16 protein-coding genes are annotated in these 13,824 nt (G+C 47.3%); 8 read left to right on the forward strand and 8 right to left on the reverse strand.

The genetic code is table 11. The annotated features are described in order from the left end of the window. Window positions 1-205 precede the first annotated feature (205 nt). Both NSS95_RS06850 and NSS95_RS06855 read left to right on the forward strand, forming a co-directional pair. Window positions 206-1,504 (forward strand): TrkH family potassium uptake protein, encoded by a 1,299-nt coding sequence (locus NSS95_RS06850; RefSeq protein ID WP_014098402.1) that lies wholly within the window; start codon window positions 206-208, stop codon window positions 1,502-1,504. A 10-nt stretch (window positions 1,505-1,514) separates the two neighbouring features. Further along, the gene (locus NSS95_RS06855) at window positions 1,515-2,192 is read left to right on the forward strand and encodes a potassium channel family protein (RefSeq protein ID WP_014098401.1); all 678 of its coding nucleotides are present in this window, start codon (window positions 1,515-1,517) and stop codon (window positions 2,190-2,192) included. 137 nt (window positions 2,193-2,329) lie between these two features. Here the strand turns inward: NSS95_RS06855 and NSS95_RS06860 are convergent, their stop codons facing one another. Further along, a complete protein-coding gene (locus NSS95_RS06860) occupies window positions 2,330-3,082 on the reverse strand; it encodes a DUF1836 domain-containing protein (RefSeq protein WP_014098400.1) in 753 nt (250 codons plus the stop codon). A 474-nt stretch (window positions 3,083-3,556) separates the two neighbouring features. Here NSS95_RS06860 and NSS95_RS06865 point away from each other — a divergent pair, with 474 nt between their 5' ends. Next, window positions 3,557-4,012 (forward strand): hypothetical protein, encoded by a 456-nt coding sequence (locus NSS95_RS06865; protein ID WP_233896701.1) that lies wholly within the window; start codon window positions 3,557-3,559, stop codon window positions 4,010-4,012. Beyond that, the gene (locus tag NSS95_RS06870) at window positions 4,000-4,293 is read left to right on the forward strand and encodes a YxcD family protein (protein WP_014098398.1); all 294 of its coding nucleotides are present in this window, start codon (window positions 4,000-4,002) and stop codon (window positions 4,291-4,293) included. The genes NSS95_RS06865 and NSS95_RS06870 overlap by 13 nt, the downstream gene beginning before the upstream one ends. Before the next feature lie 33 nt (window positions 4,294-4,326). Here the strand turns inward: NSS95_RS06870 and NSS95_RS06875 are convergent, their stop codons facing one another. From NSS95_RS06875 to NSS95_RS06895, 5 genes are all read right to left on the reverse strand, one after another. Next, window positions 4,327-5,520 (reverse strand): CynX/NimT family MFS transporter, encoded by a 1,194-nt coding sequence (locus tag NSS95_RS06875; protein ID WP_014098397.1) that lies wholly within the window; start codon window positions 5,518-5,520, stop codon window positions 4,327-4,329. Window positions 5,521-5,536: 16 nt separating this feature from the next. After that, the gene (locus NSS95_RS06880) at window positions 5,537-7,207 is read right to left on the reverse strand and encodes an ABC1 kinase family protein (protein ID WP_014098396.1); all 1,671 of its coding nucleotides are present in this window, start codon (window positions 7,205-7,207) and stop codon (window positions 5,537-5,539) included. Window positions 7,208-7,272: 65 nt separating this feature from the next. Further along, window positions 7,273-7,569, reverse strand: a complete 297-nt coding sequence (locus tag NSS95_RS06885) for a phasin family protein (protein ID WP_014098395.1) — start codon at window positions 7,567-7,569, stop codon at window positions 7,273-7,275. Between the two features lie 96 nt (window positions 7,570-7,665). After that, the gene (gene msrA, locus NSS95_RS06890; RefSeq protein ID WP_017550823.1) at window positions 7,666-8,196 is read right to left on the reverse strand and encodes a peptide-methionine (S)-S-oxide reductase MsrA; all 531 of its coding nucleotides are present in this window, start codon (window positions 8,194-8,196) and stop codon (window positions 7,666-7,668) included. Between the two features lie 374 nt (window positions 8,197-8,570). Continuing rightward, entirely contained in the window at window positions 8,571-9,986 is a 1,416-nt protein-coding gene (locus NSS95_RS06895; protein WP_114316679.1) for an ISLre2-like element ISBco6 family transposase, read from the reverse strand. Between the two features lie 289 nt (window positions 9,987-10,275). Between NSS95_RS06895 and NSS95_RS06900 the strand changes: the two genes are divergently transcribed. Then, window positions 10,276-10,527 carry a hypothetical protein gene (locus tag NSS95_RS06900; protein ID WP_046721160.1) on the forward strand — a complete coding sequence of 84 codons (252 nt, stop codon included), beginning with the start codon at window positions 10,276-10,278 and terminating at the stop codon, window positions 10,525-10,527. A gap of 153 nt (window positions 10,528-10,680) precedes the next feature. On the opposite strand, the gene NSS95_RS06905 is transcribed toward NSS95_RS06900, so the two are convergent. Beyond that, the gene (locus NSS95_RS06905; protein WP_013859272.1) at window positions 10,681-10,884 is read right to left on the reverse strand and encodes a cold-shock protein; all 204 of its coding nucleotides are present in this window, start codon (window positions 10,882-10,884) and stop codon (window positions 10,681-10,683) included. A 401-nt stretch (window positions 10,885-11,285) separates the two neighbouring features. Between NSS95_RS06905 and folE the strand changes: the two genes are divergently transcribed. Continuing rightward, window positions 11,286-11,933 carry a GTP cyclohydrolase I FolE gene (gene folE, locus NSS95_RS06910; RefSeq protein ID WP_046721159.1) on the forward strand — a complete coding sequence of 216 codons (648 nt, stop codon included), beginning with the start codon at window positions 11,286-11,288 and terminating at the stop codon, window positions 11,931-11,933. Window positions 11,934-11,950: 17 nt separating this feature from the next. After that, window positions 11,951-12,889 carry an NAD(P)/FAD-dependent oxidoreductase gene (locus tag NSS95_RS06915; RefSeq protein ID WP_046721158.1) on the forward strand — a complete coding sequence of 313 codons (939 nt, stop codon included), beginning with the start codon at window positions 11,951-11,953 and terminating at the stop codon, window positions 12,887-12,889. A gap of 155 nt (window positions 12,890-13,044) precedes the next feature. On the opposite strand, the gene NSS95_RS06920 is transcribed toward NSS95_RS06915, so the two are convergent. Continuing rightward, on the reverse strand, window positions 13,045-13,335 hold the full coding sequence (locus NSS95_RS06920; protein WP_046721157.1) for a DUF1292 domain-containing protein: 291 nt from the start codon (window positions 13,333-13,335) through the stop codon (window positions 13,045-13,047). A gap of 109 nt (window positions 13,336-13,444) precedes the next feature. Between NSS95_RS06920 and NSS95_RS06925 the strand changes: the two genes are divergently transcribed. Further along, window positions 13,445-13,744, forward strand: coding sequence for a hypothetical protein (locus NSS95_RS06925; RefSeq protein WP_014098389.1), 300 nt, complete (start codon window positions 13,445-13,447; stop codon window positions 13,742-13,744). The last annotated feature ends 80 nt before the right edge of the window (window positions 13,745-13,824 follow it).

Raw genomic sequence — 13,824 nt, forward strand, 5'->3', positions numbered from 1 at the left:
TGCCGGAACGGGTTTACTGGAAAAGTTTTTAAATGCATACAAAAAAGCGGCGGGAACCCACCTGGTTTGTCCCGCCGCTTTTATATATGCGGCAACTTGTCTGCTAAAAAAGGTATTTTAACAAATGATCTTTTCGGCCGGCTTTTTTTTAACGGGAAATTTCAGGTATAATAGGGAAGATCGAAGTCACAAGGGAGATTGGTTTATGTCCAGGTTCCAGTTCCGCCCGGCAACGTTTAAAATGGTTTTTTTCATGTATTTGCTGGGCACGGTTATTTTTGCCATTTTGTATTTGCTGCCGGTTTCACACAAACAGCCGTTGCTGCCGGTAGATGCTTTTTTCCTGTCCGCAAGCGCCATTAGTGCAACAGGGCTGTCCACTGTTACCGTTGCGCAAGAACTTACAACGGCTGGAAAAATCATCCTGCTCATCCAGATGGAAATCGGCGGGATCGGCGTCATGGCCTTGGTCGGTGCGCTTTTAATTGCATTGCGGACGAACGCGCCTGTTCCGTCTCAAACATTGATGATTTTTGACCAGAACCAGAACAGCAGCCGTTCGATATCCAAACTGATGGCCTTTATTGTAAAATACACATTAATCGTCGAGACGGCAGGCTTTCTGCTGATTCTGCCGTCTGCACTACAGCACGGCAGCCATGCTTTTGCCGCTTTTTTTCTTTCGGTGTCGACATTTACAAACGCCGGCTTTGAAATTTCGGGAAACGGGCTTGATAATTTTAAAGGCGAACCGTTCGTGCTTGCCGTTTTAAGCTGTATGATCATTCTGGGCGTCCTCGGGTTTGCCGTCGTCATGGAGTTTTTGCAGTCGCGCCGGAAAAAGAAAAGCCTTTATTTCAAAGTAAATGTTTTGATGCACGGCATTTTGCTTTTGGTCGGCTTTCTTTTCTTCTTTTTTGTCGATTTTATACATATGCCGGGGCTTTCTTTTACAGAAAAAATTATCCAGTCCCTTTTCTTCAGTGCGGCGCCGAGAAGCGGGGGGCTGGCATCACTCGATTTGCACGTTTTTTCTTTCCCGTCTCTGCTGTTTATGATCATGCTCATGTTTATCGGCGGGTCGCCAAGCAGCTGCGCCGGCGGAATCCGGACGACCACATTCGCCGTCATTCTTGCCAAATTGTGGTCTGTCATCCGCGGTTCAAATGAGACGCATATGTTCAGAAAGACGCTGTTTGCCGAAGACGTAAACAAAGCCTTTCTCGTCTTTTTCGCTTTTCTTTTTTTGTTCTTTTTCTCTTTTTTTGTATTGTCTTTTACGGAAAAAGCAGCACCGTTTCCGCTTGCATTTGAAATTATGTCGGCGCTGTCGACATGCGGCTTTTCACTCGGGATCACGGCCGGCCTGACGGTGTTCGGCAAAATTTGGCTGGCTTTCCTTATGCTGATTGGCCGTCTCGGGGTGATTATTTTGATCTATACTTTTATGAATCAAAAAAAATCCACAATCAAATATGCAAAAGAATCCATTTTAATCGGTTAGGGGTGGGATTGTGAAACATTTAAAAGAAAGTTTTCTAGTGCTCGGGCTCGGCCGCTTCGGGTCAAGTGTGCTGAAAGAATTGGCGAGGCTCGGATACGATGTTGTCGGCGCCGATAAAAATGAAAAGGTACTTCAGGATGAGGAACTGCAGGACGCCGCATCGTACCTTGCAGAAGGCGATGTGACCAGCACCGCTTTTTTGGAAGAACTAAATGTGACCAATTTCGATGCGGTGGTCGTCAGCATGGGAGATGATTTTGAGTCCGCCATTTTAACGGTGCTTGCTTTAAAAGATCTTGGCTGTGAAACGGTTTATGCGAAGGCGAATGATCAAAAGCGGGGGAGAGGCTTGAAAGGGGCCGGTGCGACGGACGTGTTTTTTCCCGAAGAAGAAACGGGGCGCCGGGTTGCCTACCATATTGCAAACCCGGGCATTTTGCAGTATATCCGCCTGTCACCGTATTGCTCCGGCCTTGAGATGACAGTGCCGGAAGATTTTATCGGAAAGTCTCTGACAGAACTCGATTTCCGCAACAGGTATAAAGCCCTTGTTGTCATGGTCACTTCCCAGACTGAAGAAACACCGGTTGTCTCGCCGGCGCCGGATTATATTTTTCAGCCAGGGGACACCATTTTCACAGTCGGTGCGGAAAAAGATTTGGAAAGACTGCGCCGGAAATTTTACTAGAAAGGTGAGGTATTTTCCGGCTGCGTTGAATTGAACTGCAGGAGCTGCCGTTTTTCCGGCCTGGGGATTCCCATTCGGGGCGTCGGCACGGGAGCCGGAAAAACTTATCCGCCGGGGGATAAGTCTCCTGGCCCCTACTACATATTTTGCAGAAAAATCGTTGCGGTTAAATACCGCCTTGCGAGCATTTGAAAATAAGCCGTAAAAACGGAAAGGGTCGCGATGACGATGGTGTTGCGGATGGCTTCTTTTTTCGGGTCGTCCGGCGATATGTATTTCGATATCATCTCTTCCGCTTTTTCAGTAACCATACCTTCCATTGCCGAAATCATATGTTCATGTTTTTCGGCCGGGAACCGCCCGACTTCCCGCATGGAATTCAGCTCCTCGAAAAGCTGGGAATAAGTGGCATACAGCTGTACCGGATTAATCAAATCATCATGCTCATCTTCGGGGTCATTGACGATCAATTGCAACAGCTTACGGATGGAATCGAAATCGAGCGCCGTTTTCAAGTCTTCCACCAGAAACAGTAGCGCCATCTGGTCAATCGAATATTTTTTCCCTTTTTCCGGCGCCACGATCATTTCTTTAATATCGCGCTTTACCCAGTTTTGAATCGCGGTCAGTGTAAAATTTGTATTTTCAATCTGGCTTCCGAGCGCCACGATTTCATTTAACGAAAATCCGAAGTCATCCGTGTTCTTCTTCAGTATTTTTGTAAAGATGGGGGGCATTACAGCAGCTGCAAAGGGGTGATGCGGGTCTTTGCCACCGTTTTTCTTTGCCCATAAGCCTTGTAAAAACGTTGCAGGCGTCATGGGGCCTGCTCCCTTCAGCGCAAGTAGCAGATCTGCCATTTCCCTGCGTGTCATTTGGAATAGTTCCATTAACAGCACCTCCCAAACATTGGCATGCTACTTTTTATCGTAAGATTGATGGATGGAAAAGTCAATGATGATGATAAGACTCTTTGTATCCTTTCATCATCCAGCAATTCGTGATATTATATCTATGGGAAGACCTCTCTATAGATGTTTATTTTACGGTGTACATTTAGATAATAGAGTGTCTTCCCATTTTTTCTCCTCATCTGCCCCTTCGAGAAAAATTTTTACACATACGGCGTGACAAGATTTCTCCGGTGTCCCGGAATGCCAAGGATGCCTTATTCTTTCAGGTGAAACAATCCGCACTTTTAGGAAGAAAATTGCCCCCGCCCTGGTTTGAAAACGTTTAATGTCAGCATTTCAGGGGAAATAAAAACCGGGAATCGCAATCTTTTGTCAAAAAAGCTTGCATTTTGATTGATAAGTTCATATAATAAGTTCATAGGAACCTAGTATAAAAATAGAAAAGGGGAAATGAAGTTGAAGAAATTTTTTGCGCTGCTCCTGGCATTTACGTTTGCCTTTTCAGTTGTCGGGATTCACTTTTCAAACCCGGTTGATGCAAGGGGATACCGTTCTGTAAAACGGTCTTACCAGACGGTGCCAAAGACAACAACACCATCGTCAAAACAACAGTCCCATTACCAGTCGAAAACGAACCAAAATACAAATTCGGTTTCCGGCAATAAAGCCAATACAGCGTCGTCTTCATCGAGAGGCAGCTTTGTAAAGGGGATGCTGCTCGGCGGTCTTGGCGGCATGCTGTTCGGATCGATGTTCGGCCATCTCGGCGGTTTGGGAACGGCTTTGACGGCAATGGTCAATATTTTAATCTTTATTGCGCTGATTCTCATCGTCATCAAATTGTTCCAATCCGTATTCGGCAACAGGAAAAAAGATCGTGAGGCTTATGACAGATGGAAGAATTAAAACTGTCAGAGCAAGATTTGATTAACGCGGTTTGCACGTTTGTGGCAGATCAGCATTATGCTTATCCGGAAAATGTGATGGCGATGCTCACATACGATGATGATACCGGCTACGGCGCAGATGTCGAACTGAACGGTAAAGATCTCGAGCCGCTGACTGAGCCGAAACTGATTCAGGCCATCCGCAAATATTTAGAAGAAGAATACAGCATTGACCCGTTTGCCGTCAGTATCCGACTGGAAATTGAAGATCAAGATGGTATGGTGGCATACGTAGATTAAGAAACAGCCCGGCAAATGCCGGGCTGTTTTACACTATTTTGATACATATTTGTTTCGTCCTGCGCCGGCTCCTGCGGCAAGCATGAGGATGCCACAGATAATCATGACCACAACCGGCATATGCCAGTTATGCGCCCGGTCATACAACCAGCCGATCAAAAATGGGCCGGCTGCCGCCACGAGATAACCAGCAGACTGGCTCATGCCGGACAAATTGGCAGCTTCAGTGGCCGTTTTCGAACGGAGGCCGATAAACGCAAGCGCGAGGCTGATGCTGGCACCCTGGGCGATGCCGATCAAAATGATACAAATCCACATCCACAACATATGCCCGCCGTACAAAAGGCCTGTAAGCCCGCACAAATAAAAAATCGTAATCCCGAAAACAAGGGGAATCTGGTTTTTCATCCGCTCCGCCCAAATCGGCGTCATAAAAGTGGCGGGCAGGCTGACGAACTGCATGATTGACACCATCCAGCCGGCCGCTACGAGGCTTGCCCCATGGCTGACCATAATTTCCGCAAGCCAGGCGATGGTGCTGTAAAATAGAAACGACTGCAGGCCGAGAAAAAGCGTCACCTGCCAGGCGAGCGAAGACAGCCAGACCGATCTTCCGGGCGTTTCCTGATGGGTGGAAAACTTTACTTTGGCGTGCTCACGCAATTGCGGGATCCACACCAAAGCAGCCAGGATAGAGAGGATGCCCCAGACGAGCAGCCCCCATTTCCACCCGAGCCCCAGGCCGTTCACAATCGGGACGCTGACGCCGGAAGCGAGCGCGGCAAATCCGCCCATAACGGTTGTATAAATACTTGTCATCAACCCGAGTTTTGCAGGCACCCGGTGTTTAATGAGGCTTGGCAGCAGCACATTCCCGATGGCAATGCCTGTTCCGATAAAAGCCGTGCCGATATAAAGCATGGCGGCATTCCCGGCCGTACGCGCCAAAATGCCGATAAATAATATGACGATCCCAAGAAGCAATGTCAACTCCTGGCCAATCCGGCTTGCCAGTTTTGGCGCAAGCGGTGAAATCAGTGCGAAGGCAAGAAGCGGGAGCGTTGTAATAAATCCCGCTTGTGCATTTGACATATGAAGGCTGTGGCGGATCGTGCCGATTACGGGCCCGATGGAAGTGATTGCCGGCCTGAGGTTTGCTGCAATACAGATAACGCCTGCCACAAGCAGCCCGGATAATACTTTTTCTTTTTCTTTCTGATCACCCATCTTTTTCTAAACTCCTTTAAAACTTTCCTGATTTAAAAATGGACAGCAACAGCCATAAAAGCATCAATGTTGCGACACCAAATCCGATCTCAATGATCGGGTTTTTCCAGATCACCGTCGATTGGCCGCTGATGGACGTTCCGATCATCAGCCCGACCATCAGGATACTAAAGGCGAGCAGGACGATCGCGAAGGAAAGCCGGTTGCTGATCCTGTCAAGTTTTTCCAAAAATAAATGCAAATCCGGTATGACGACTTCCATCCTGAATTTGCCTTTCCGCATCGTTTTGGAAATATCGCGCAAATTTTTCGGAAGCTCAAGCAAAATTTCCGCCTGGTCCAAAAACGTTTTCCATCCTTTCTGTGCGACCCTGCCCGGCCGCAAACGGTCCCGAAGCAGCCTTTCCCCAAATGGGCGCGCAGCTTCGATCAGGCTGAATTCCGGGTCAAGCGATTCCACGACACCCTCCACCGTAATCAGCGATTTGCCGAGTATCGTCAGATCGGCAGGGAAGCGGATATGGTATTTGAACGCAAGATGGTATAAATCATTGATGGCTTCCCGCAAGCTTAACTGGCTGAGCGGCAGATCATAATATTTTTCGCGGAGAACTTCGACATCTTCCTTCAGCAGATGAAGATCGGTTTCTTCCGGAATTTCCGCAAGCGCATCGACCGACTTCATAATGGCATTCGTATCCGCCCGCATCAGCGCAATGACAAGTGAGGCGCAATGGTACTTGGTCTCTTCCGTAAGCCGGCCGACCATGCCAAAATCCATATAACAAATCACATCGCCGGGCAAAACGACAATGTTTCCCGGATGCGGATCGCCGTGAAAAAATCCCTCCACAAAAATCTGCTGCAGCATCGAATGGATCAGCCGTTCAGAAATGGCTTTTTTTCGGTATCCGGGGACTGTTTCACTGAAAAATTCGCTGATTTTCCTGCCCTTTATGTACTCCATGGTCAGGACTCTTTTTGTGGAAAAGTCCCAGTAAATTTTCGGAATCCGGATGTTTTCATCGCCTTCAAATTGTTTGGCGATCCGTTCCGCATTCCGGCCTTCATGGTAGTAATCTAGCTCGGACAACAGCGCCTGGGAAAATTCTTCGACAATGTCCCGCAATTGGTATGCCCTTGCCCATTCAAAACGGGACTCTAGGGAGAGGGACAGGCTTTCCAATATTTCAAGATCGGTTTCAATGACTGGGCGGATATTCGGGCGCTGGATTTTGATCGCAACCGGCTCTTCCGTATGCAATTTGGCTTTATGCACTTGTCCGATCGATGCGGTTGCGAGCGGCTCCGGATCGAATTCGGCAAAAAGCTCCTCAACGCCCGCTCCAAATTCGTCCCTGATAATCTTTTTTACTTCTTCAAACGGAAACGGCGTGGCCTTATCCTGTAATTTTTCCAGGTCAGCAATAATCGATTCCGGCAAAATATCACGGCGGGAGCTGGCAAGCTGCCCGAGTTTAATAAAGGTCGGGCCCAATTCCTCTAAAAACAGCCGGATCCTTTCCCCGGTGCTGCGGTGGGGGGTGCGGGGAGCCGCTTTTTTCGAGGGAAAAGGAAGTAAATCCGAAAGGCCCCAATCGCTGATTAAATAACCGAGGCCATTTTTAATCAGGGCGCCGGCAATTTCCTGGTATCTTTTTCCGTGCTTCATTTTTCTGGAAAGCAAGCAACCACCCCCGGTTTTGTTTTATGCAAAAAAACAGCCGGCCCCGGGCAAAAGGGCCAACCGGTTTACGGATTCAACCGTTCTTCAAGCTGCTGGATGCGAAGTTCCAGCGCCTTGATTTCATCTTTTGTCGCAACATTCATTTCAGAAAGGATCTCGTTGACCCGGTCTTTCAAGGCCTGATTCAATTCTTGTTTGGATTGTTCCCCTTTTTCCAGCAGTTCATCAATCAATTGTGTCGATTCCGCTTTTGTCAGGTTGCCTTTTTCCACGAGGCGGTTGACTGCTTTTTCCACTTGTTCTTTGCTGAGCACCGCCATGCCAAGGCCGAGTGATAACAATTGGTTTACTTTATCGCGCATTCCAATTCCTTCCTTTCTCCTCTATCTTAATGTAATCATAGCCCAATCCGGCCGGAATCACAAACGGAAAGGTGTGAAAAATGGCCAATGAACGGACTACTTTCCCCAGTGGGAAGCAATAAACGTGTCGCGGCCCGATTTCGCCCGGTCTTCATGATAGGCATTCGGATTTTTCTTATAAAAATCCTGGTGGTAATCTTCGGCGGGATAAAAAGGCTTCGCCGGCAAAATTTCTGTCACAATCGGCTTTTTGAATTTGCCGCTTTCTGCAAGCTGCTTTTTTGAAGCTTCTGCCAGCCGCTTTTGCTCTTCATTATGGTAAAAAATAGCCGTCCGATAGTTGGAGCCGCGATCCTGGAACTGGCCGCCGGCATCGGTCGGATCGATTTGCTGCCAAAAGATTTCGAGCAGTTTTTCGTACGGAAAAACTGCCGGATCATATGTAATTTGGACGGCTTCGTAATGGCCGGTCGTTCCGGTCTTTACTTGTTCATACGAAGGATTGTCGACCGTTCCCCCTGTGTATCCGGAAACAACTTTTTCAATGCCATCCCACTGGTCGAAAGGTTTGACCATGCACCAAAAACAGCCGCCGGCAAAAGTTGCTTTCTGAAATTGTTCTGCCATTTCTTCTCCTCCAAAGGTGTTGCTTTTTCTAAATCGTAACATTTCCTACCCATCACGACAAGAAAGAATGCCCAGTCGTATGTGTCAAGTTTTTCTCGACAAGGTTTAAATATCGGGTATTCCAAGACACTCTTTTTGTACACTTTCGGCTACCGTGCTTTACTTGCTCGGTGTAATTTTCGGAAAAGATGTAATATTTCCGTATAAAGATGGATAACGGGGATGTTGAGGCGCGCGAAATTCACTCGCTTTCCGCGGGCGGCCGGCGAGCCTCCTCGCTCGTACCTCGCTGCGGGGTCTCTCCTGGCTCGCTTTTCCCGCAGGAGTCTCGTAAATTTCGCGCGCCTCAACGATCAGTCCCCACTGAGCCAGGCTTAAAACGAAAGCTCTAATATTTTGCTTAAATGTCCCATTGCCGATGAACTGCTTGAATGCAGGGCAACTGATCCGTGCTTTACGCCCACTGACGGGCGTACAGGCTGCTTGAGTAGTTGAGACATCCTGATGGATTGTTTCAAGTTCCGTTGCTTTCTCTCGCTTCTTGAACGGTGTTTCAGATAGGCTTCTCTCAATGTCCCATTGAGTATGCCTTGTTTGATTTTCACCATGGCTTCTGCGCCAAGTTCACTCCAATGCATGCCCCTTTTTTTCATCCTGAAGGAGATATGCCTTTGATTCGATTCCATCGCTCCTAGGCCTCTCGCACCTTCCGGCACGTTTTTCACCCTGTCTCTCCAGTCAAAAATGCGGTCCCAGTTTTTCAAGATATACGAACGGAATTCCTTGATTTTCTTGAGAGCCTTTTTATCCGTCAAGGTGCTTTCGTGCGTATCCAAATATAACGTGAATTGGTCCAGGTCATGCGTTCTAATCGCTTTTCTAATTTGCTCCTTGATCTCGCTCTTTCCGCCCCCAAATGTCCTTATGATGGCTTGTGCAACGTGGTAGGTATCCAGCTGGTTGAGCACCGGAAATTCCGACTGTGAGAAAGCTGTTTGAAACCGTTCAGCTGTGTATCCCGCACCTCCATCACTGTTTGTAATGACATGCGTTTTTTCGAGGGAGTAGGTGTTGGCAGCTGTGGCTTGGACTTCATCCCAAAATGTCTGGATGGCTTCCGTTGTCATGATGACTGTGGGCTGACGCAGGGAGACCCTTTTACCATTGGTTTGCCATCCCTCATAGAGAATGGCGTGGTGGACTTCCATACTCTGTTTCTTTTTTAGTCCCCGAACGAATACACCATCTGCTTCAGAAAACAGGTAGTCTACCTTCTTCCCCTCAGGCAGGGAAACAGCTATTTCTAGCTCTTCTACAAGTGCCTTATCGGCTTCCGCCTGAGTTTTCCCTACGTGTTTTACCATGTTCCCTACAGTTGTGTGACTAAGACTCACTGCTGTCCACTCTTTTAAAATATCAGCTACTTCCCGATAGGTGTTCTCACTTGCCAACTCTGCCACCTTTAATTCCACTAACGGGCTGTATCGTTGGTGTGGTACCAGCCCTAACCATTCATCCAGAGGATAATGGGAATTTCCTCTCTTGTCATGCATTAATGAGCGTTTAAAGGTCACACTTCCAAATAGAAACTGAATGTTTCTGTTATCACTCCGGCAGTACACCCAGCCCTCCTCTAACTTCTCCTGTTTAATTATTTTATCTAACTCTTCAAATATTTCCCCAACCCATTGTGTAAAAGCCTTCTGCATCAGAAGTTTAAGCTGTTCTTCAAATTCGATAAGACTCTTTGTATCCTTTAATAATCCAGCAATTATTGATATAATATCCATGGGAAGACCTCTCTCTCTAGATGTTCATCTTGAAGTGTACAATTAGATGATAGAGCGTCTTCCCATTTTTTTCCACTCATATGCCCCGTCGAGTAAAATTTTACACATACTGCCCAGTCTGCTGCGAAAAATCGAAAAATTTCGGTTGTATTTGTCCAGCTTTGAATTTTAGAGCATATCATTTTTTCGTTGTCCACTAAAGTGCAAAAAATTTTTAAAAAATGTGTTTAAAATTTGAACATTTTGTGAACATAAGGTAATATAATATACAAAAGGGGAGGGTTGTGAAATGAAGGAATTTAATGGGTACTATTTGGTTGCAACCGCTGAGCTGATCATGAGTGCGATTTTTCTTTCTATTCACTTTATTGTAAGCGCTCACACAACAGACTGGTCTTTGATTTTGTTTTGGGGTTTTCTGCTAGGGGGAATGATTACTTACGGGCTCGGCATGGCATACTTGCTGATGCTTTGCGCGTCAGGGAAAGAATTGCCGCATGAATATCCGGAAAACGATCCGTCATATAGAAAAGCGGGATAATCGTTCGCACAGCATGAACCCTGTATACACGGGGTTTCTTTTTTTGGGGGGAAGTGGGCGCCGATCCATTCGGATTTATGATGGCTGAAAAAATTTAAGCGGCGGGAAATACGGCCTTTTTCATGCAAAAAAACGATGCCGCAAAGGGCACCGTTAGTCTTCTTTTTGAACATTTGCCGCCTGCGGACCGCGTGAACCTTCTTCCACGTCAAACGATACTTTCTGGCCTTCTTCAAGCGTTTTATAGCCTTCACCCTGGATGGCTGAGAAATGGACAAACACGTCGTCTCCGCCTTCCCGTTCAATAAAGCCATAGCCTTTTTCACTGTTAAACCATTTTACTGTACCATGTTCCACGTTTAATGCCTCCTAATTTTTAACCTTTCTTGCTTTTAATATATCCAGAATCCCGGGTTTTAAACGCCATTTCTCACTTGCAGGCAAAATTTGCGGCTTTTTTTGCTGTATCTTTATAAAATGAACTTCAGTTTTTCGTGACAAAATCAATTGCGATCGCGATAGACATTGCTACTGGCAACATTTACAGAAATAGTAATTTAACTTATATGCCCTGAAAATATACGCCGGCCGGTTTTCACCCCCCGTTGGTGCCCGGATCCATCCCAGGCGTGGGCGTCCATTTGGAAAAAGCTTGATACACTTTGCGGCATCAACATTTGATATAATCGGGCAGCCGTTGTACACTTTTAAATAGCCGGATAGTGAAAACTTCATTGCAAAAGGAGCTGTACCCATTCATGATTGTTTCCGGACAAAAGGAACATCAACTCATAGAAGAAACTTTTAAAGATCAAATAGATCATCCCGCTGTGATCAGCAAAAAGCTCGAACAGTCGGGTCAATTTATGGAAGCTGTCCGCAGTCTGGTTGACTTATGCGGCGATGATCCGGACCGCGACGGCTTGCAGGAAACGCCTTACCGGGTGCTGAAGGCCTTTTTGGAATATACAGAAGGGTACCGGGAAGACCCGAAAATGCATTTGGCAAAAACATTTGATGTCGACCACGACCACAAGGAGCTCGTACTTGTAAAAGATATCGAATTTTATTCCATATGTGAGCACCACTTCGCGCCATTTTTCGGCGTCGCTCATGTCGCCTATTTTCCAAATGAAAAAATCACCGGCCTGTCGAAAATTGCGCGCATGGTCGACGGCTACGCCAGGCGTTTTCAAGTTCAGGAACGGCTGACAAAACAAATTGCGGATGCGGTGGAAGAAGTGCTTGAACCGCAGGGCACGATGGTGGTTTTAGAGGCCAAGCATATGTGCATGTGCGGGCGGGGCGTGAAAAAGTCGGATGCGTCCACGACCACGATGTCTTACCGTGGCATTTTTGAAGGGCGGGCGGATTTGCGCGCCGAATTTTTGTCCTTACTCAAATAGAAAAAAGGATGGTGTTTATGCTAGATGCGGACATATTGATCATCGGGGGCGGCCCTGCCGGCATTTCGGCAGCGATCTGGTGCAACCGGCTTGGCATGGACCATCTGCTTGTTGAGGAACACAAGATGCTTGGCGGGCAGCTCAGCCTGATCCATAATCGCATTATTGATTATCCCGGCCTGCAAGCGGAAAACGGGGAGGAAATGCGCCGCTATTTTGTTCGGCATGCCGAGTCGTTGCAATGCCGGTACCGGGTGAATACGCGTGTCGTAAAGATAGATGCCGAAAGAAAAGTTGCGGTGGTGGAAACAGGCGGGCTTAAGACCCAAATCGGTTTTCGCTACTTGATTTATGCCGCCGGTGCCGTGCGTAGAAAACTCGGTGTGCCGGGGGAAAAAGAGATGTTCGCCCGCGGGGAAATTTATTCGGCGACGAAGGACAGCCATTTGTTTAAAGGAAAATCTGCTGCAGTCATCGGCGGCGGCGACCGTGCTTTTGAAGGGGCTTGTTTGCTTGCCGAAGCAGGGGCGCACGTCTATCTTATTCACCGCTCGGAACGTTTCAGGGCCAGGCAGGCATATCTCAGTCGGGCCCAATCTTATAAGAACATCCGGATTTTGCCGAATATGCGTGTGAAAGCCATTATCGGGGAAAACCAAACCGAAGCGGTGGAACTCATCCATTCAAGCGGTGAATCCTGTTTTTTGTCGGTATCCGCGGTTTTCGTCCGGATTGGGATGGAACCAAACAGCGCACTCGTTCAAAATGTTACGGGGACAGATGCGGACGGGTACATTGTTTCGGACGGTTACGGGAAAACCGAATGTGAATGGCTGTATGCAATCGGAGACAACTGCCTTGGTCCGCTTTATTCCAGTATTGCAGGGGCGGCCGGGCAGGGGGCTGCTGCAGCAAAGCATATTGCCTCCCGTTTGGCGGAGGTACCCGCGCGGTAAAATAAACGATCTGCTACCGGCTTTACGGCCCCGCGCACGCCGGCATAAAGCCGGGTAATGCGTCCCGGTGAAAAGATGGAGCGTTTTCGAAAAAAACAACGAAAGTGTACAGAGGCGATAGTTTATAAAACATTTTTCCCCGTGCCTTTTTTGTTTTAATCCCGGCCGCCAGGTTGTGAGGCATCTTCCCCGCCCAACACCCGGCTGAATGCGGCAGAAACTTTTTCATATTCTTCGTTTGAATGGAGAGCGTCAAGATCGCCTTCTTCGTCTGTTTTCAAGAAAAACACATCTAAGTCCCGGCCTGTCTGTTCCTCTAAATCTTCAACAAAAGAAACGGCGGCATATTCTGTTCCTTCTAGCGACAATACGCCGATGATTTCCACTTCTTGCTCACGTCCGTTTTCTGTAATTGTAAACACTTCACCCTGTTCAATATTTGCCATCAGGTCTCCTCCTTCGCTTCTTGTTTGGTATTGTATAAAAAAACGGAAAAAACATGCCGAAAAAATACGCTTATGATCGCAGCCGACTATCGGAAAGGAGTGTTTATATATGGATAAAAAAGACATGGAAGAAAAAATCATTCAGCAATACAAAATGGATGAGAAAATGATGGCACTCATTTTTGCCCAGTGGTGCGTGAACAATGGGCTTGATCCGGAAGAACTTTACAGCAGGGCATATCCGCAACAAGAAAAAAATGGCTTGCTGGAAGAAGCGCTTGCCCTAACGGTACCGAAAGAAGAAGCGGGAGAAATCAGCACCGGGACTGTATTGAATGTATTATCCTTATTTGGCAATGACGATTTGGCTTTCGTTGTGTCGGAAGAAAACGCCAAGTTAAAACGGTGAGTCCAGAAACAAACCTGCGTGGAGACGACCCATAATGGTGTTTTTTCAATTTCGGAAATGACAAAATCACCCCTTGGATG

Origin of the sequence: Weizmannia sp. FSL K6-3076 (genome assembly GCF_038007245.1) — a bacterium.
Lineage (GTDB): Bacteria > Bacillota > Bacilli > Bacillales > Bacillaceae_C > Weizmannia > Weizmannia faecalis.

Bases quoted from the DNA above. Each gene is read 5' to 3' on its own strand.
- NSS95_RS06850 (WP_014098402.1), top strand. From the start codon at position 206: ATGTCCAGGTTCCAGTTCCGCCCGGCAACGTTTAAAATGGTTTTTTTC.
- NSS95_RS06860 (WP_014098400.1), bottom strand. From the start codon at position 3,082: ATGGAACTATTCCAAATGACACGCAGGGAAATGGCAGATCTGCTACTT.
- NSS95_RS06865 (WP_233896701.1), top strand. From the start codon at position 3,557: ATGAAGTTGAAGAAATTTTTTGCGCTGCTCCTGGCATTTACGTTTGCC.
- NSS95_RS06870 (WP_014098398.1), top strand. From the start codon at position 4,000: ATGGAAGAATTAAAACTGTCAGAGCAAGATTTGATTAACGCGGTTTGC.
- NSS95_RS06875 (WP_014098397.1), bottom strand. From the start codon at position 5,520: ATGGGTGATCAGAAAGAAAAAGAAAAAGTATTATCCGGGCTGCTTGTG.
- NSS95_RS06885 (WP_014098395.1), bottom strand. From the start codon at position 7,569: ATGCGCGATAAAGTAAACCAATTGTTATCACTCGGCCTTGGCATGGCG.
- msrA (WP_017550823.1), bottom strand. From the start codon at position 8,196: ATGGCAGAACAATTTCAGAAAGCAACTTTTGCCGGCGGCTGTTTTTGG.
- NSS95_RS06895 (WP_114316679.1), bottom strand. From the start codon at position 9,986: ATGGATATTATATCAATAATTGCTGGATTATTAAAGGATACAAAGAGT.
- NSS95_RS06900 (WP_046721160.1), top strand. From the start codon at position 10,276: ATGAAGGAATTTAATGGGTACTATTTGGTTGCAACCGCTGAGCTGATC.
- folE (WP_046721159.1), top strand. From the start codon at position 11,286: ATGATTGTTTCCGGACAAAAGGAACATCAACTCATAGAAGAAACTTTT.
- NSS95_RS06915 (WP_046721158.1), top strand. From the start codon at position 11,951: ATGCTAGATGCGGACATATTGATCATCGGGGGCGGCCCTGCCGGCATT.
- NSS95_RS06920 (WP_046721157.1), bottom strand. From the start codon at position 13,335: ATGGCAAATATTGAACAGGGTGAAGTGTTTACAATTACAGAAAACGGA.
- NSS95_RS06925 (WP_014098389.1), top strand. From the start codon at position 13,445: ATGGATAAAAAAGACATGGAAGAAAAAATCATTCAGCAATACAAAATG.